Below are 18668 nucleotides of genomic sequence, written 5' to 3'. Positions count from 1 at the left end.
TCACTCGCCTGGTCGCTACCCGCTGCCAACCATTCAGGGCCCACGATGAAACACAAGCAAAGCATGGATCAAATCCGCTGGGACCTTGCCCTGCGCTACCGCCTGATCGAAACGGTGGTCTGGTGGGAGGGTCGCCTGACCACCAATCACCTAGTGCAATGCTTCGGCATCAGCCGGCAGCAGGCATCGAAGGACATCAACACCTACATCACCGACTACGCCTCGAAGAACCTGGTCTACGACAAGCAGATCAAAGGCTACGTGCCGACCCGGCAGTTCAAGCCGTTGTTCATCGACGACAGCGCTAGTGCCTACCTGGACCTGCTCAACCACAACGATGAGCGTGCGCCGCATATCGAAGGGTTGAACCTGGCTTACGCGCACACTGAAGTGCTGAAGGTACCTGATCGCTCCGTGAGGCCCGAGGTGCTGCGGCCGCTGCTCAAGGCGTGTCGTGAAAAGCGGCGTCTGGACATCGAGTACGTGTCGTTCAAAACACCGGAAGTGGAAGGCCGCACCATCGCGCCGCATACGTTGGTGTACACAGGCATGCGCTGGCACGTGCGGGCCTACTGCGAGAAGAACCGGGAGTACCGGGACTTTGTGCTGAGCCGTTTCCGAGGCGAGCCGGACCTGCTCGACGATCAGACGGAAAATGGTATCGAGCACGACGTGGAGTGGAACACCAGGATCGATGTGATCTTCAAGCCGGACGAGCGCCTGACGCCGGCGCAACGGTCGATCATTGAATTGGACTACGCGATGACTGATGGGCAGCTTGTGGTCAAAAGCTCACAAGCATTGGCGAAGTATGTAGTGAAACGATTTCACGTAAATCCGAACCTGCATGACGCCCGCCCTGAAGCCCAGCAGTTGGTGTTGGCGAACCGGGCTGAGTTGAAACTCTGGCTGAGCTTAGACTAAAGACGTCCCTGGTCGACCTCGCGGTTTTACCAATGCTAGGCATTAAAGCCGATGTATGAGTCATTATGTTCGAGGATAGATACATTGCCGCTGTTTCGGCTGCGGGGTTGAGCAAAGCCTCATTAGCGACCACGCTGATCGCGGATGACCGCCTTTGGCCGTTAGGCTGTTGGGACTGGCTACTTCGAGGCAGTGCCAGATGATCTAAACGATCTCCCTGTGCCGATTTTCTTGGATAGCTGACACTGACAGATTACCCGTCGCTGCTTCCTGGATATGCTCACTCCACCAGATCATCATCGGCCGTCTCCGCTCGATGTAGTCCGCACGGTTGTAGGCGCTGCGAACCTCGTCTTTATCGACGTGGGCAAGTGCTACCTCGATCAATTCGGGATTCCAGCCATGCTCGTTGAGGATGGTGCTGGCCATCGACCGCATGCCGTGGCTGACCAGACGCCCCTCGAAGCCCATTCGTTTCAGCGCCATGTTGGCGGTCTGGCTGTTGCAGTGAGTACGTGGGTTTCGGTCTGCGGGGAACACAAATTCCCGATGTCCACTGTAGGGCCTGATCGCTTCGAGGAGTGCACGAGCCTGCTCCGTGAGCGGGACAATGTGCGCGCGGCGCTTTTTCATGCGCTCCGCAGGAATCGTCCAGATCTTCTTCTCGATGTCGATATCTGCCCAGCGGGTGGTCGCTGCTTCGACTGGCCGGGTCATGGTGTGAAGCTGCCACTCTATCAGGCAGCGTGTTGTTCTTTTTATGCTGGCATTGGCGATTGCCACCATGAGCTCTTTCAGCTCATCGGGAGGTAGTGCCGCCATGTTTTTCTTTTTCGGTTTCTTGAAAACGGAACGGATGCCACTGAGCGGGTTTGCGTGAATCAGTCCCGAGTTTACCCCGTAGGTCATGATCTCGTTGAGCCGCTGTGTCAGTCGTTTTACGGTTTCAAGACTGCCCTTGGTTTCGAGTGGCCGGAGCAGGTTAATGACCTGAGGAGCACTAATGGTCGAGAGTGGGGTGTGCCCCAGATACGGAAAGATGTGCAGCGTGAGGGAGCGCCAGATGTCTTCAGCGTAGGCCTGTGTCACTGCATCCTTTTTCAGCTCATACCAGGCCGTGGCCACGTTCTGGAAAGTATGCTCAGTCGCTGCCTTCTTAGCTTGCTGCACTGCATCCCGTTTCTCTTTGGGGTCAATGCCGTGAGCGAGGAGCTCGCGTGCCTCAACGGTACGCTTGCGGGCTTGCGCCAATGAAACCTCGGGGAAGGTCCCGAGGCCCATGTTGATCCTGTTCTTCGTCACCGGATGCCGGTAATTGAAATTCCAGAGTTTAGATCCATTGCTTCTCACTCGCATTTGAAGGCCGTTACCATCGCTTAGGACGTAGTCCTTCTCTTGAGGCTTGGCGGCTTTGACTTTGAGGTCAGAGAGGCGGGTGGCTTGAGCGCACATGCGGTATTCCAAGAGCGGTTTCGGTATTCCAAAAATTACCAGTAGATGGCTTGGAATACCACTTGGAATACCGGATCTCGTAGATCCTGTTGGACGCTATCGGATCCTGATGGCGCTGAAAGCCCCGTATTTACTGAGTTTTAGGCACAAAAAAAGACGTCCGTGGACGTCTTTAGATGGTTATTTGGTGGAGCCGGGGGGATTTGAACCCGCGTCTAGCCCTTATAATTAGCGGCCTCCAGCCGAAAAGCTGGCATAAAGCTGTCATATGTCGCGATGCCGGCATGAATGTGCCATTCTTAGATCACCTTAAGCAGCTCTATCGCCTTTAGCATCCATACGGAAGGAATCGAATGGCCGTGCCCATTGCTGTAGCTCCTGGTGACGCCAAGCGCGCCGAACGTACTGTGTTCGACGATCACGGCGCATACTTGAAATCGCTGACACCTGAAATTGTCATAGCGCTATGCGGCCCGATGGGCACTCCGCTCCATGAAGTGGCTAAGACATTTCAAGAGCTGATTCGCGGAACGGATTTTGGATACGCGGAAGTCAAGATATTGCGTTTGAGTAAGGAGATTCGCCGTTTAAAGGGCTTGGAAGAAGAGAAGTCCATTGAGCGGCTGATTGATGCTGGGAACGAACTTCGCCGCGATTACGGTAACGCGATCCTCGCGAAGTTGGCTATTCAAGACATTTTGTTGTCAAGGGCGACACATCAGCATCTTCACGATGCAGAGCTAAAACAGAAAGACCCTGAGGCGGCAGAAGATCCCGCAGCAGTGATGCCTAGAGCGGCTAGAAAATGTTGTCATATTATTGATTCAATAAAAAATATTGATGAACTAACACTTTTGAGGTCTGTTTACGGCGATATGCTCCACGTTGTCGGTGTGTACTCTCCAATCGAGATGCGACTGGAGCGCCTGGCACGGATCAAAGGTCCTAGCGATGAGATCCACAGGCTTATTGATCGCGACTCCGGGGAGGAGGTCAAGTATGGCCAAAGTGTTGAGGATACGTTCCCTCGATGTGATTTTTTCTTGAGAGTTGATTCGGCTACAGATTCGCAGCGAAACACAAGGGTTCGACGTTTTCTTGAATTAATGCTGGGGACGAGAATTATAACCCCAACCGTCAACGAGCGTGCCATGTATGCGGCTTACTCAGCCGCGCGCAACTCTGCTTGTCTTTCGCGGCAGGTAGGCGCAGCCATAACTAACTCGGAAGGCGAAATACTTGCTTCAGGTTGGAATGATGTGCCAAAGGCGTTTGGCGGTTTATATCACACGGTTGATCAAAACTCTTCTACCGACGATGATCGTAGATGCTGGAACATTGAAGGTGGACGCTGCTTTAATGATGACGAAAAGACCACAATTGCTAACGCAATGGTTGATAGACTCATTGCAAATGGTCTTGTTGAAGAGAAAAAACGCTCATCTGCATTTGAAATGCTTAGAAAAGATTCTCAGCTAAAGAGCCTTATTGAGTTTTCACGCGCGGTCCATGCGGAAATGCACGCTCTTTTGACAGCTGGAGAGACAAAGGGAGGGCAGATCAGGAATGGAAAGCTATTCGTTACCACTTATCCTTGCCACTCGTGTGCAAGGCATCTTGTTGCAGCAGGCGTCAAAGAGGTGTATTTCCTCGAACCCTATAGGAAAAGCTTAGCAACTAGATTGCACTCAGACTCCATCACCGAGCGAGAAAGCGATGAATCCAAGGTTCGAGTGATGCCCTTTGACGGTGTCGCGCCCTCCCGGTTTTTGCGGTTTTTCTCGGCACATCCAGGCGGCAGAAAGGACCCGAAAGGTATCATGCACGTCCACGAGGCCTCCCCCGTGACAGCGATCACTCTTGAGGCTATACATACGCTTGAAGCATTCACCTTAAGGGCATTAGAATCCGCCGGCTTGAACAAACGGTGACCACCAATGTCAGACAGAGACCAGCCTCCTATGGGGACTATCATGGAACAGCAGATGCAGCTTTCCCTGGATTTTCAGTCTGTTACGATTCCGTCTGGTGAGCGTTCAGCTGGCTCAGATGCCGCTGGCGGTGCGAGGTACTGCGCTGAAGTCTCGGCACCTCGCTCAAACGTGGTGCAGTTCAGGGGCGACCGCACCCTCGCAACTTCACATTCCGGATCGACGGTAGCCACGGACTCCAGCGCAGACCTGATCAACCGGATCCTTAGCAGTGTTCGCTTCTACGAGTGACTGACACTGTTCCATCGTTAGGAGCCCAAAGCTTTTCAGCTTTGGCTCCGGCATGGATATCCGCGTTAGGCATCCACCGCCCATACACTCTCGCAATCATCGTCCAGTCGCTATGGCCCATCTGCTTTGATACCCACATCGGATGTTCTCCGGCGGAGAGCATCATTGAGGCATAGGTGTGCCGCGTCTGGTAGGGGCGACGGTAGCGCACGCCAGCCTTCTTCAGTGCCGGTTGCCACATCGTCTTTCTGATCGGCTGATCGCCGGCCCAGCGCTCCAATGTTCGCGGGTTTTGAAAGACCTCACGCCCAGCCTGGAAGGTGACGGTCTTCTGTATGTTAAGCGCCTCTAGCGCCGGCCCAAGCAGCTTGACGCTGCGCTTACCTGAAATTGTCTTGGTCACCTCGGCCTTGCCCTTGGCGTCTTGGGTCATCGCCCGGGTGACGTGCACCTCCTTGCGGATCCAGTCAATGTCGCCCCAGTCCAGCGCTACTAACTCGCTAGTACGCATGCCGGTCCAGAACGCGAATTGCACCAAGTTCCGGCCTTGGCCATCGAGGGCAGCTAGGATGGCTCTCTGCTCCTCGGGCGAGAAGGGGTCCACGTCATCCAGGCGCACCTCGCCCTTGCGTGCGTAGGTCCACCCGGCTAGCGGGTTGAGGTCGATCAGCTCTTCGTCAACGGCGTCATTCAGCGCCGAGCGAAGGCAGCTCTGAATGTTACTTAGGGTCTTGTTGCTTACCGGCAGCGTGTCTAGCCAGCTCTTCACTGCCTTGCGCTTGAGCTCCACCACTAGACTGTCACCGAGCGTGGGAACCAATCGCAGCTCCACGATCTTCCTGTAGCCTTCCCATGTGCTGCTGGAGACGTGCTTTTTCTTTCCGGCCAGCCAGCGGGTGAGGAAACCAGCCACGTTTTCCCGGCAAGCCTCTGGCGCGAACTTTGCTGCACGTGGGGAGCCAGGGAAGGTAGCTGAATAATCAAAGATGCCTGTGGCGATGGCCTCCTCAATAGCAATTTTGTGCCGCTCGGCGAGCTTCAGATTAGTGGCGGTGGGCTTGCGCGAGATGCGCTCACGGCACCGAACCCCACGGTACATGAACGTGATTTCGATACTCGAGTCCGAGACCGCCCGAACTCCCCGCCCATCTCTACCCATGACTCATATCCCTCTACATCGATTAAAATCCGGCCATCTGGGGCCTTGATCCATATTTCACCGACCCGCCAAATCCCGTCGCGAAGCTTCGAGCGGATAGCGTCTTCGGAGTAGCCAGACTCGCTGGCAAATTTCCTGACGGTTACGTAGCGCATGCGTCGTTAGTCCTGGCTATTCAGGGGTGACGATTGCGCGTAGGCCGCGTATCGATTTGTCGATGCCGGCTTGCAGGAACACGTTGTCCGATTTGCCGTAGAGGACTTGCTCACGCAAGCAGCGTCTAACAGTACTGTTGGTCATATCCGACTCCCTTTAACTACTCGGATACAGCCTACGGACGGCTCCCAGGCGTGTGTTTCGCTTTCACGCAACAAAAGCGACGGAAATTAGAAATCAGGAAGTTCCCCACCAGGGGCATGGGCAAGCCGCACGACGCAATCAGATTGCTGGCTGCTCTGAAACCCAAGGCCAACGTCAGGTCTGATGCAGCTTTTTCTGCTCGAAAGTGATGCGGTTCATTACGCAAACTGGAATTGCGAACCCTTGGATATTTGTTTTGAGTGTTTCGCAACCGTCTTCGACGATTCCACAGGGCACACCCCGGCGGAAACGCATTCCCCTCCCGATGTAATTGCGCAGGATGATTTCCCAAGACTCGTCATCGTAATAGAAGCCCGTGATCTCAGCCCACCTGGCCGTAACGCCGCTTCCAACAATGCCTTCAGATGTCAGGCAGAAAATTTCTACTTGGTTTTCCTGGGTGACAGGTACGGCGTAAATCCGGCCGTTCGGTGCTACAGGTGGGAAAGTCTGTCCATTCCCTAAGTGGCGAAATTCCATGGTGCTACTCCGCATGCATGAGGTTGCATGACACGCTATGCCAAGGTCTGGAAATCCCAAGCCTGCAGAGCTCACCGCCTTATGCCATTGGGTTTCCTGAAAGCCTTCGTAAGCTGTGGCAATCAAAACAGGGAGTGGCGCAATGGGTAACAAATCAACTACGGTCCGAATCGGTTTGCTGGCAGCGACAGTAGCTCTTCTGGTTGGGTGTTCTGGCACTCAGGGAGCTAGGACTGCGCAGCTTCCTGAGCCAAAGTATGTGCCGAGAGAAAAATGGTCGGATGCTATGCATGTTCTGACCGCCATGGGGATTTCCGGGCAGCGGGACGTTCCGATCGAGCTGTCGGGGGGAGTTGATGGAGCTAGCCCTGTTGGCGGCTCTGGGGCAGTGCTTGGGGATGCTGGATTAAGCGCGGTTGGCTCTGCATCTCCATCTACAGGTCTGAGTGGCGGCGCAGCAGCGGGAATTGGCTTGGGTTTGATGCTATTGGGTGGGGCGAGCGATCCGGCGCGCACAACTCAGGTTGTCGCGTGGGTGCCCGCTGACCAGGCAAGCTCGCCGGACGCGGCATCTGCTCTTGCATTGCGTAAGGTCGAAGACGCTCGTAAGAAGGTTTTTGCCAATGGCCTATCGAAGCTGCCAATGCAGACAGGTAAATATCCTGATGGTCATGCCCGCGGCTATGCATCCTTGGCAGATAGCTACGCGGAGCGGCCGATTCCATACAGTGATGAGGTTTCTAAATCGCCGAGCTTTCTGAGATCGCCGCTCAGCTACGGGCCGATCTTCATCCGTGACAACCAGTTCACGCTTGATGCCTACAAGAACGACATGACGACTTCGGAAGCCATGCAGCTTGCATCGCAACACCTGCCTGAGTGGATCTACATCTACCACCCTGGCCAGCGGCTGAGGAAAAACTCGATCCCTGCGGCAATCTTCAATCAGGGCAGGGGACTCTACTTCGTAGGGAAGTAATTCTGCTGCTCTGTATCGCCGTGGGTTTTCGCAAATCTGCGGAGATTTTTTAGGTATGCCTTAGCTGATACGTTCGGGAGCAAGTTTTCCCTGGTGCTCGAATTTGTAAGTAACGGTCTAACTGATACGCCTGAAAAACACCACCCAAACTGATACGTGAAAGGAAATCTTATGTTTGTCCGCGCCTACCTTCGTGCGTCCACTGCCGAGCAAGACGCCAATCGTGCCCGTGGCGCTCTGCAGCAGTTCGCTGCCGACCATGGCAGGGCCATCGCTGCGCAATATATCGAGAACGCCAGTGGGGCCAGAACTGACCGAGCAGAGTTGTTGAGACTGATAGCGGACGCCCACAACGGGGACGTATTGCTGCTGGAAAGCATCGACCGGCTTTCCCGATTGCCGGTGGCTGATTGGCAGGCACTCAAGGCTGCGATTGATTCCAAGGGGCTGCGTATTGTCGCCCTGGATCTTCCGACCAGCCACCAGAGCATGAGAGACACGGCTGGTGACGAATTCACTGGCCGAATGCAGGCCGCGATCAACGGCATGATGATCGAGATGATGGCGGCTATCGCGCGCAAGGACTACGAGCAGCGTCGTGAGCGTCAGGCCCAGGGAATTCATCGGGCAAAAGCTTCCGGCGCTTACAAGGGTCGGCCGGCTGACAAGAACCTACATCAGCGCATCGGTGAACTGCTGGGCGCTGGTCTGGGTATTCGCGCGACTGCTCGCCATGCAGGTTGCAGCACCACGACGGTGCTTAAAGTTCGCGATCAGATGAGCGGCAGTAACGTGATTTGAAGGGGGCGAGGTGAGCGGGTTTAACGTCTCAAACGCTGCCGCAGCACGCTGATAATTCTGCTGCGTAGTAAGAAGGCTGTGACGGATACAGCAAGCACTATCCCGCCCCCCAGTTCTCCGAGACGGACGAAGGCAACGATGTTTAGTAGGGCGAGAACCAAAATGCCGTAGAACTCTGCATTGGCCCTGCCAACGGCCAGAGCCTGGCGCTAGGTGAGCATCCATTTCGGCGACAGACAGAAGGGGCATACAGATGACTCGGGATCACCACCGCCTAGGGGAACTCCGCTTATGTAGATCGGCGCGCCGGTGATCACCTTCGGAACCATCCTCTTCCTACAGCACTGGCATTCAACTTTGCTCACGATGTCATCCTCCTTGACTTGGCACGTGCTTGAACGTGACCTGATCGCTCACTTGATCCAATTAATCAGCAGTCGAGTTCGGGCGTGTTCCGCTGTGTTTGCTGTTGTCGTGCTGCTTGTCCAGGTAAGCGGCGATCCTGTAACCAATCGCGGCTGTTACCCCCAAGGCGCAGAGCACGCCGAACACTGAATAGATTAGTAGCTCAAACCGGTCCATGTCCTTCTCCCGTGCTGATGGGCATCAGAGTCTAAGAGACTCGTTCACTGTACAGAAACGCACAGCAATTTTGCATGCTGGTTCAACGTTCTAGCGCCGGCAACTGGCGGGCGCTGATTCAGTCTGCGAACGCGCCACCGTGATCGAACCACAGACTGTCGCTCATCGAGTCCATGCCGTAAGCATTGCCCATGACATCGACGCAGCCATCCATCATCGGCAGCCCGTTGGCCGGGTTTACCCAAGCGTTGTCCATCAGATCCATGAAGCTGCTCTGCAGGCTGCAATTGTCAGCCTGAGTCTGCATGACGGGCTCGACCCAGACCGCGTTATCGTCGTTGTGAAGATCGAACGGGTAGGTCGACTTCTCTTCTTCGCCGGTCAGCGACTCGGGATACTGGTACCACGTGCGCTCACTGAGTAGGTTGAGACCGTCATGCAGCACTACTGCTTTCCCTTGGGTGGGATATACCACTGTGGTGTACAACGGTTTTGTCGGCTGGACGATTGAGGCCATCAGGTTGGCAATGGTGGCGAGCAGATCCATGGTAGTGCTCCTCGATGTAGGTGAGCACAGTCTCCCCTCGATCTCGGAAAACCCAAATCTCTGATCAGGCGCTTTTGGGTGGCCCTGACATCCGCTTCGCGACACATCGTAAAAAACAGGGCTCACCTCCCATCTATTGCTTATGGGAGTCTGACGCTTCACCTCCCATAGAGAAACTTACCGATTTGCTGGAAGGGGTGTCGTGAAGGGGTGTTGTGGCTGCAAGCCGCATGAATACTGGACTTCAGCGTTTTCACGGGCTTTTTCCAGGTGGTTGGCGTTGTGAAGGGGTGTCGTCAAGAGGTGTCGTGAAGGGGTGTTGTGGCCGCAAGCCGCATGAATACTGGGTTTCAGCGTTTTCACGAGCTTTAGCCGGGCAATTGGCGTTGTGAAGGGGTGTCGTTAAGAGGTGTCGTGAAGGGGTGTTGTGGCTGCAAGCCCATGAATACTGGGCTTCAGCGTTTTCACGAGGTTTTTCCAGGCAATTAGCGTTGTGAAGGGGTGATGTCAGTATGATGCCGCTCCTGAGGGGTTAATCTGTTCGCGGGGAAGACCCAGTGGTAGCGACAAACCAGCGTCAGACGACGATCCGGCATCAAAGGTGTAAATGCAAGGCTCCGGCTGCGACGAGAAACGGACGGCAGATGACGGTGTGTTTTCCTGAGCGCAGGGCCAGTACGGTGAGTGGGCAACAAATGACGACGGTGACGTGCGTTCATGATAGCCAGATAGTGATCGGTAGACCGAGCCGGTCAAGAATGGTCGCCGAAGGTGGCTGCTTGCGACCCTGGCTGTGTGAAAACGTTAGGCACGATCCGACTGGTTAGAGAACGATCAAAATTTCGCGCTCCTGCGCGAAATCTGGGTTAGCTGAATAGCCAAGCCATTGCAGATTTTACGTACGCTCGCGCTCCTCAGAGATCCGTTTGGGTTTTCACACAGCCTGGACCAAAAGCAGTCATCCAGGTTTCCAAGCGTGGCACCGAAGGCAACCAGCCTCACCACGTGGAGGGTTCTACCGGCCAGAGATGAATACCCGGAGGACTCTGGATTTCCCAGTTTGGTTTGCAGCCATGCTAGCCGGATGGAACCAACCCTCAACTATTTCGTCTTGCGAGTACTTGCTGTATCACAAGGCCTTCAGGCTATAAGCTAAGGCCTCAGTCAGCCTGACGCCCCCCTAAAATGCACACACTATTTCACGTAGATACAGCGGACATAAAATCCCTGAACGACGAGCAAGCGCGCGCACTGATCGCAAGATTGTGTCGGGCTGAGATTCGCAAGCACGGTGGCTCCGAGTCGGCCGTCACCTGGGGTGGCGATCAAAGAGCAAAAGATGGAGGGGTGGACGTCAGGGTAGAGATAAATCCGCCACTGGGGATATCCGGCTATCTACCCAATGACAACACAGCCTTTCAGGTAAAGGCCGAGGTGTTCACCCCCGGCAAGATACCTGGGGAAATGGCGCCCAAGGGAGTGCTAAGGCAAGCAATACGTGACCTCGCCACGATCAAAGGAAGTTACGTCATCGCCGCAACGCGAGACGATACCTCCGAATCCGCTCTCGATCTTCGACTCAATGCGATGAGAGATTGCTTGTCGGCCAACGGCCTCGGCTCCTCGCCGCATATTGCCTTCTATGACGCGAGAAAGATTGCAGACTGGGTCGAGCAACACCCAGCGATCGTCGCCTGGGTAAAACACCAGCTAGGCAAGCCACTTGTGGGTTGGCGCCCATACTCGGGATGGGCCTACCAAGAGACGACCGTCGACTCCGAATATCTGATCGATGATCGAGTCAATGTGTTCACGCCTGACGCAGAGAAGGGCATTAATGTTTCGGCCGCCATTGATCGCCTGCGTATCGACCTGTCGAAGGGGGCAAGCGTACGCATTGTCGGCTTATCTGGCGTCGGTAAAACGAGACTGGTACAGGCGCTCTTCGATCCGCGCGTGAGGGCACATCAGGCTGCGCTGAGTGCTGACGACGTGCTGTACACGGACCTTTCAGATGGACCTTCACCTCAACCTTCAGCGATGCTCGAAGCGCTGATTGAAGACGGTAGTCAGTGTGTTCTCGTCGTGGACAACTGCGGAGCTGACACTCATCAGAGGCTCACCGAGCTGCTGAAAAAGTCTGGCAGCAAGATAGGCTTGGTCACTGTTGAGTACGACGTTCGGGACGACTTACCAGACGCCACGAAGTGCTACCGTCTCGAAGGCTCCTCCGATGATGTAATCAAGCAGCTTCTTCAGCGGCGTTATCCAGTCCTATCGTTCAGTGATGTCGATACCATCACCGCATTCTCCGACGGTAACGCTCGCGTCGCGTTTGCGTTGGCAGCGACTGTTACGACGACTGGTGAGCTGGCGCGGTTGCGAGACTCCGACTTGTTCAAGCGCCTGTTTCATCAGAAGAACGCGGAGAATGAAGATCTCCTCCGCTGCGCAGAAGCGGCCAGTATTTTGTACTCGTTCGACGGCGAGGACGATGGCCCTGGCTCAGAGCTCAACAAAATTGCCGCTGTTGCTGACGTTTCATTGATCACCCTAAAGCGAAAAGTGTTTGATTTACAGCGAAGAGGTCTCGTACAGGTGCGCGGCAAATGGCGTGCTGTTTTGCCACACGCGATTGCTAATCGACTTGCAGCCCAGGCACTAGAAGCGATACCCAAATCGCAGATCGTGAATGCCTTTGTCGATAACGCGACCGACCGTGTTGCCCGGTCGTTCTCGCGGCGACTTGGTTACCTACATGAAAGCGCAAAAGCCGCCGAGCTCGTACGGGACTGGCTCTCGCCATCCGGGCGCTTGGGCGATCTAACGGCTCTCAATGACATTGGCCATGAGATCTTTCACAACATTGCGCCTGTATCTCCAAAGATCGCTCTAGCGGCAATTGGACGGGCTGCCAATATCCCTAGCTTTCTTTCGGATGAAAACAGGCAACGTGCCCAGTATGCGCACACGTTGAAAGCCATCGCGTTCGAAGACGAAGACTTCGATATCGCCGCCGATATTCTTGTCCGATTCGCCTTGGCGGAGCCCCAAGAAAATGGGGGGCACGAATCCACTGTAGGAATTCTGACGTCTCTGTTTTTCTGCGTGCTATCCGGAACGAATGCCCCACCCACTCAAAGGGCAAAATTCGTCAGAGAACTACTTGAATCGGGGGACTCCAAACGAGAGCAGTTGGGGCTTTTAGCGCTCGAAGCGGCGCTTGAGACAGGATATTTTACCTCCGTGAGCAGATTCGATTTTGGAGCCCGAAAGCGCAGCGAGGGATGGGCTCCTGCATCCAGCTCAGATGTTAATGCGTGGTACATGCCATTCATTCGCATGGCACTAGACATTGGTAAGCAGACGTCCGAGCTTTCTGAAAGTTGCAGATCTATTTTGGGACGCCGCTTAAGAGGACTTTGGGTTGACACGAATCTGAGGCCAGAAGTGTGTGCAGCAATAGAAGAACTGGCTTCAGTCGTGAGCTGGCCTCAGGGTTGGTTTGGGATCAAAAACATTCTCCGCTTTGACTCGGGTCAACTCGATGAGTCGGTTCAAAACGAGCTGCGCGAACTGGAGAAACTTCTCAAGCCGAAGGCTATACCCGACATGATTCGAGCTCGACTTCTAGAATCGAATCAATTCGACCTAGATCTTGATGACGATGATACAGATCAGAGCGCTGAAACGACTGGGGAGCGCATCCGCAGATCAAACCAGGCCGCGGAGGAGCTTGGGGAGGCTGCTGCCACCATTGAGGGCCTTCTCTTCGAGTTACTCCCGCAATTGATTTCAACCAAGTCAGGAGCCAGTGCATTTCATTTTGGGGTTGGGGTTGGAAAACAGATTGCGGACCCGAGCTGGATTTTGGATGCGGCAAAAGAACATATCGCCACTGCCATGCCCGGAACCGTCGGTGTCTTGTTCCTCCGCGGCTTGCTTAACGGCTGGCATCACGCATCTCCCGCTTCTGCCGAGGAGTTTCTCGACAGCGCGGTGAGTGATGCAGTTTGGGTCAAATGGATCATGGACCTGCATTGCAGCATACCGATGAACCAAGCGGCTTACGCTCGAATCCACCAATCAATCAAGGGTGGAAATACTCCTGCCTGGCAATATTCCTATCTCGGGATGGGCAGACAAACTGACTCATTCTCTGTTGCGGAGATTGGCGAGCTGCTTTCTGCGATAGCACTGCTGCCAGATGGTGGTGTCGTGTTTCTCGACATCCTCGCCATGGTCGTCCACTGCGCATCAGATCACGATGATGCGTATAAGGAGCCACTGGCGGCAGCCTGCCTCAATCTTCTGGGCTCAGCCGAGTGGGGAAAGGTTCTTGGAGATCGTGCCAATAGCGGTTACCGCCTTGAGAGCATACTGGAGTTTTCATTGAAGCGATTAGCTTCTTCCGAAGCAGCGCTGGAGGTGTTGAACGGTCTAGTTGCCTTTGCGCGCACGAAGGAATGTAGTTACCTCAATAGGGACGTCATCAAAAACGCTATCTCGCCGTTCCTCAGGCACATGCCGCGACGAGCGCTCGACGCGATTTATATTCCCGGTGAAGAAGCTTACTACCGTCAGGTGTCGCCGGTGATTGGGCGCGCTTTCAGTGATCGGAAAGAGACAGCACTCAGCGTAGTCCCAGTGGACATGTTGATCGATTGGTGTAATGCCTCGCCGTCTGATCGTTACGTGTTCGCGGCGCGGAGCTGCAAGCTATTCGACACTCGAAGTCAAGCAAGTGAAGAGCATACCAATATCGACTCTGTGGACGATTCTGAGTTGGTTATTTCGGATGCCGCGCTGGCTGTGCTCGCTAATGCTCCTGATAAGAAGTCTGTGATTGAAGCCTATTTGAAGCGATTCACGCCTTCAGGCTGGTCCGGGTCTTTGGCCGAAATCTTGAAGAAACGGATTCCGCTTCTCGATGCTCTGAGTCTCGATAACGAAGAACAGCTGAAGCCAGTATTGGCGACAGCCAGAGCGAGCCTCGAACGAAGAATCGCAGCGGAAGAGCTTCGAGAGGACGAAGAGGAGCGCGAGCGTACTGGGAGCTTCGAATAAGCTAGCCCTACGTCCCATTGGCCAGTAAATGCCTGTCCTTACCGGCAGCTATTGGCCCAGGCTGTGTGAAAACCCAAACTGCTCTTGGAAGAACGCGAGCGTACGTGAAATCTGTCAAAGCTTGGCTATTCAGGTTACCCAGAATTCGCGTAGAAGCGCGAAATTCTGGCTGTTTTTCAACCAGCCAGATCGCGCCGGAGGTTTTCACACAGCCTGGGCCGATTCCGGCCTGATTCGATAGATTCTGAGCGGCCGGTTCGCAAGCCTGGAAGTTGCCCTAAGCGCTCCGGGACGTCCATTTTGGCGCTGATTACTTATCCCAACCAGTAAAAGGGTGCCTACAAAACCTACAGAACTTGGTTTCGTAGGTTGTGTAGGTTGCCCTACCGGCTTTTTGGTAAACAGGTTGGGTCGAGGCTACGGATTTCGCCAGATGTAGCGTGTTGATGGGCGGCCACCTTTTTCTCCGGCCACTTCGTAGCCAATGATTAAGTCGTGTTCAGCCAGAACTGCGAGTGCGTTGTTCACAGCGTCCTGTGAGCCCAGTCCTATCCAGTCCTTCTGACGCACCTCGCGTGGGGTAAACGGTTCGGGTAATTTCCGCTGACGCTCCAAGATCAGCCTGGCACCGAGTAGTGGGGCGTTGATAGCTGCGCCGTAGAGTCGCAAGGCATGGCTCATCAGGTAGCTCGCCCAGTTAATGGCGCGGGACGTGGACTCTGTGCCCACGGCTCGCTGTCCACCTTCGACCAGTTCGAACAGTAGGGCCAACCCCGCAATGGTCTGCGGCATTTTTAGATAATGGGATTGCAATGCTGGGTGAAGTTCTTCGCTCCGGCTTTGTCGCATATGACGCGTATACCAGGCGTTAAATATTTCCTGTGCTTCTGGGCTGAACCTGAGAGCAGCACGAGGCTCGGATGGGAGCTGGTCGAGGTGGTTAATAATCTGTTCCACCTGCTCAGCGGCAGCTTGGTTCGGCCAGCGATCGATCAGACGCCACTCACGGATGTCGTCGGGATAGACGGCGAGTTGTAGGCGCTGAATCAGGCCGTCATCCACTTCTCCGCTGATCGCGGCGTTCACCAGGGAAGCGATTCGTGAGGGTTGGATTCCGCCTATCAGCGATAAACAACATGACTCGATGAACAGGGTGCCTCGGCCAATACGATCGTAGGTAAATGAGCCGTTGCCATCGAAGCACTCCAGGTAGAAAGCGCGTGCCACTGAGCCGTCCTCGCTCTGTATTGTTGCGAGCCAGCCCCCGAGCTCGTCACGTACTAGCAGCAGGCCATTTGGGTTTTCGTTGAGCAGCTCTCCGAGCTTTTCTACCGTTGAGTCGTTGACGGTGTAACGACGCTGCACTGGAGGCAGCACATCACTCGAAACCTTGGTAAGTTCCTCCCGCGCTCCAAGTTTGTCGCCGCTGCCTATAAGTTTCGTGGCCTTGCTCTTAGCAGCCTTGCGCTCGATGTCGAGCAGCTCACTGTTGGTCCTGTACTCCTCCAACGCCATGGAATGCCGATTTCGCTCTCTTGTCTCCAATGCGTCCAAGGGACGAAGCGCTTGCTTGAGCGCTGGTGTTTTCATCGCAGACGGTCGTCCAATGATGACTCCCCATTGGTTGGGAACGACAGTCCAATCATCATGCTGTTTCGGATGGATGGTGAATTTGCGCCCGACCACGGCGCTGACAGCAACTACAAGCGCGACCCCAACAAAATCCGGCGGGCACTGGGTACGCTCAGCGACATCCCGCACGTATTCTTGAAGAACAGCAGGCAGTAGCTCTCCACGCCAGGGCATAACCCTGGCCAATCCGCTCGGCAGAGGCTTTGGCACGATGCTTGGATTCAGATACGAAGCACGTGCTGCCTCCGGCATTTCTGCCAAGAACGACGGTATCTGCTCGTGTGTGGTCATTGCTCATCTCTCTCAGAGAGAGCCCGAGTGACTCCATCACGCTCGCTGATCTTGCTCTCCAGCCAGGCTTCCACCTCCGCGACGACGAAGTAAACGCCAGCCTGTTTGCTCGGGCCAAACTTGATGGGGCGAGGGAAGCTGGGGTCGCTTTCGCGCAGCTTCTCGAGGCCAGAGCGGCTCTTGTCAAAGCAGTGCTGCAGCGAGGCGTGACTGATCAGGTACTTTTTGGGGGCATGTGTCGGCATGTGCGGGTCTCTGTGTGTAAGCCGACACAAATTTAATAACCCCGACAGCTCTCTGGGGCGCGATTTCAAACCACAAAAGCGACGGAAAACGTTTTCTCGGTCATTAGGGGAAATACGGCAGCAGCGGATAAGCTTCGTCGCGGGCAGCGAGCCTGTCATAAAGCTCGCATACTCCAGTCATTTTCCAGCCACAACAGCCATAAAAGGCACTTGCGATAATCGCTAAGCTCATGATTTTTAATTATTATTTGGTGGGTAGGGGAGTTTAAATCCTCGCCTACCCTTTGTTTTTAAGGCTTACAGCCTAGACACTGTCATTTTGTAATTATTGTAGAACGATCGCTGGCTTAGCTACGTCCTGTTCAGCAAACTCCGAAGCCATTAGGTAAAGAAATTGCATCGGTTGCCCGGTGATAAAATCTTGAATCAGAGGGCCAAATATATCTTTCGATATTTTCGGAAGCTGGTGGGGTCGGTATCGTGTAATAGAGCCTAGATAGTATGAAATTGCATAAATGCTTAATAGCTGCGGAATAACGTGCTGCTGCTCATTTTGTGGGCATGCGTATACGTAGTGCTTTCTGTATGGAGGCACTGTAGAAACGACCGACCAAACTCGATCCTTTATGAGTCTTGAAAGCTCATGGATTTTATCTGAGGCGTATCCTGTTATTGGAAGGGGGGTTTTCATTTCCAGGGTTGTAAGAGTCTTGTCTGTGCTGAAGTCTTGAGAAACAATTCGGAAATCCGAATGTAGCCCTGTGTCTTTCAGGAGACGGGAGCGAGACATACCATGTCGGGTGAGATTTTCGTTCTCAAATAATACTCGAAGCCAGATGCTCTTTCCGTCCGTGCTCTTCCAGTACTGAATATCATGGATAGGGAACATCCGCTCATCAGCGCCTGCAGCTGAGCACCAGAGTCTATGTCCACTCACTGTCTGCGGTAATAGCTTTACAAGGTCATAAGCGAAGTTAGCGGTCAGCGGTGCTCCAGTCAATGCTTTGAGAAATTCATCAAAGTTTTGAAGTTCACCTCTTTGGTTTGGACTCGTGAACGCAGAGAGAAAAGCGTCAATCAACTCTTTCCCTGCTGGGCGTAGTCTTTCCGAAAGACCATGTTGAGCTTTATCGAATGTCGTCTGAGTGCCTTTTGTAAGACAAAAAGCTTTTACTAAGTTCATGTAGCTATAATAAAGCGAGAGAGGCCTCGACTCCAATGTGCCAGCCTGATTGGCCGCCTGAAAAAAGTCTCTTGCTTGATTCAGGCAGGCCCGAGCCTCGTCCATTGAATTGGCGGGGCATTTGCGGCCAATGCTTCCTTCAATAATTGCCCAAGGATCAAGTGCAAATAAAGTTGATATTACTCGGTAGCGATTCTTGTGAGCATGTGCAGTTGGCCAGAAAGAAAAATCTACAACACGCTGCCTAGCTTTGACTCTTTCACCTTTCCTTGCCTGTTGAAGCTTCATCCATTACTACCCTTGATGTCGAAATTGCACATAGTTTAGGCTTTTGCACCTGCCGTCAAATCGGTACTCGGCATCCATCTACCGTACACTCGGACGTTAATTGTCCAATCGCTATAGCCCATCTGCTTAGCAACCCACATTAGATGCCCACCCGCAGAGAACATCATCGAGGGTAAGGTGTGCCTAGTCTGGTAAGGACGGCGGCACCGTGTGCCGGCCTTCTTCATCGCCGGATGCCAGATTGTCTTGTGAATCGGCTGGTCGCCGATCCAGCGCTCAAGCATACGTGGATTTTGGAAATCTCTCTGTCAGCCATGAAGATATGCACCTTCTGCGCCTTGAGCGCTTCGAGGCTGGACGGAGCAACTTCACTGACCGCCTGCCGCGCGACGGCCAGGTAGAACCACAGATCCATTAGGTGCGCGAACAGGTTCCGGTGCAGGTGCCTTGCCGCGT

Annotated in this window: 13 protein-coding genes; 5 read left to right on the top strand and 8 right to left on the bottom strand. The window is 54.2% G+C overall.

Features of this window, described 5'->3' with window-relative positions:
• Positions 1 to 45 precede the first annotated feature (45 nt).
• Positions 46 to 924 (top strand): YafY family protein, encoded by an 879-nt coding sequence (locus DN387_RS15680; RefSeq protein WP_003258084.1) that lies wholly within the window; start codon positions 46 to 48, stop codon positions 922 to 924.
• A 204-nt stretch (positions 925 to 1128) separates the two neighbouring features.
• Here DN387_RS15680 and DN387_RS15675 read toward each other — a convergent pair whose 3' ends face one another.
• On the bottom strand, positions 1129 to 2376 hold the full coding sequence (locus DN387_RS15675) for an integrase domain-containing protein (protein ID WP_236171699.1): 1248 nt from the start codon (positions 2374 to 2376) through the stop codon (positions 1129 to 1131).
• Positions 2377 to 2729: 353 nt separating this feature from the next.
• Here DN387_RS15675 and DN387_RS15670 point away from each other — a divergent pair, with 353 nt between their 5' ends.
• A complete protein-coding gene (locus DN387_RS15670) occupies positions 2730 to 4307 on the top strand; it encodes an anti-phage dCTP deaminase (RefSeq protein WP_052229604.1) in 1578 nt (525 codons plus the stop codon).
• 265 nt (positions 4308 to 4572) lie between these two features.
• On the opposite strand, the gene DN387_RS15665 is transcribed toward DN387_RS15670, so the two are convergent.
• The 3 genes from DN387_RS15665 to DN387_RS15660 all read right to left on the bottom strand — a co-directional run bounded on the left by DN387_RS15665 (position 4573) and on the right by DN387_RS15660 (position 6597).
• Positions 4573 to 5757, bottom strand: a complete 1185-nt coding sequence (locus DN387_RS15665) for a DUF3596 domain-containing protein (RefSeq protein ID WP_052229603.1) — start codon at positions 5755 to 5757, stop codon at positions 4573 to 4575.
• A gap of 171 nt (positions 5758 to 5928) precedes the next feature.
• Positions 5929 to 6057, bottom strand: coding sequence for a hypothetical protein (locus DN387_RS26080; protein WP_276574342.1), 129 nt, complete (start codon positions 6055 to 6057; stop codon positions 5929 to 5931).
• A gap of 174 nt (positions 6058 to 6231) precedes the next feature.
• Positions 6232 to 6597 (bottom strand): hypothetical protein, encoded by a 366-nt coding sequence (locus DN387_RS15660; RefSeq protein ID WP_034115154.1) that lies wholly within the window; start codon positions 6595 to 6597, stop codon positions 6232 to 6234.
• A 286-nt stretch (positions 6598 to 6883) separates the two neighbouring features.
• Between DN387_RS15660 and DN387_RS15655 the strand changes: the two genes are divergently transcribed.
• Entirely contained in the window at positions 6884 to 7576 is a 693-nt protein-coding gene (locus DN387_RS15655) for a hypothetical protein (protein ID WP_236171697.1), read from the top strand.
• A 171-nt stretch (positions 7577 to 7747) separates the two neighbouring features.
• On the top strand, positions 7748 to 8377 hold the full coding sequence (locus DN387_RS15650; protein WP_236171695.1) for a recombinase family protein: 630 nt from the start codon (positions 7748 to 7750) through the stop codon (positions 8375 to 8377).
• Between the two features lie 700 nt (positions 8378 to 9077).
• On the opposite strand, the gene DN387_RS15645 is transcribed toward DN387_RS15650, so the two are convergent.
• On the bottom strand, positions 9078 to 9506 hold the full coding sequence (locus DN387_RS15645; RefSeq protein ID WP_236171694.1) for a hypothetical protein: 429 nt from the start codon (positions 9504 to 9506) through the stop codon (positions 9078 to 9080).
• Positions 9507 to 10691: 1185 nt separating this feature from the next.
• Here DN387_RS15645 and DN387_RS15640 point away from each other — a divergent pair.
• Positions 10692 to 14573 carry a hypothetical protein gene (locus DN387_RS15640; protein ID WP_236171692.1) on the top strand — a complete coding sequence of 1294 codons (3882 nt, stop codon included), beginning with the start codon at positions 10692 to 10694 and terminating at the stop codon, positions 14571 to 14573.
• A gap of 417 nt (positions 14574 to 14990) precedes the next feature.
• Here the strand turns inward: DN387_RS15640 and DN387_RS15635 are convergent, their stop codons facing one another.
• The 3 genes from DN387_RS15635 to DN387_RS15625 form a co-directional block, all read right to left on the bottom strand.
• Positions 14991 to 16496: a YfjI family protein gene (locus DN387_RS15635; RefSeq protein WP_236171689.1), complete on the bottom strand. Its 1506-nt coding sequence runs from the start codon at positions 16494 to 16496 to the stop codon at positions 14991 to 14993.
• Positions 16493 to 16741 (bottom strand): AlpA family transcriptional regulator, encoded by a 249-nt coding sequence (locus tag DN387_RS15630; RefSeq protein WP_021205333.1) that lies wholly within the window; start codon positions 16739 to 16741, stop codon positions 16493 to 16495. Before DN387_RS15630 ends, DN387_RS15635 begins: the two co-directional genes overlap by 4 nt.
• A gap of 325 nt (positions 16742 to 17066) precedes the next feature.
• Positions 17067 to 18212 (bottom strand): YaaC family protein, encoded by a 1146-nt coding sequence (locus DN387_RS15625; RefSeq protein ID WP_236171687.1) that lies wholly within the window; start codon positions 18210 to 18212, stop codon positions 17067 to 17069.
• Positions 18213 to 18668: the final 456 nt, after the last annotated feature.

The sequence above is a fragment of the Pseudomonas sp. FBF18 genome, from assembly GCF_024261405.1.
GTDB lineage: Bacteria > Pseudomonadota > Gammaproteobacteria > Pseudomonadales > Pseudomonadaceae > Aquipseudomonas > Aquipseudomonas palmensis.
The sequence above is the reverse complement of the archived record's forward strand: the minus strand, read 5'-3'. Positions and strand labels throughout refer to the sequence as shown.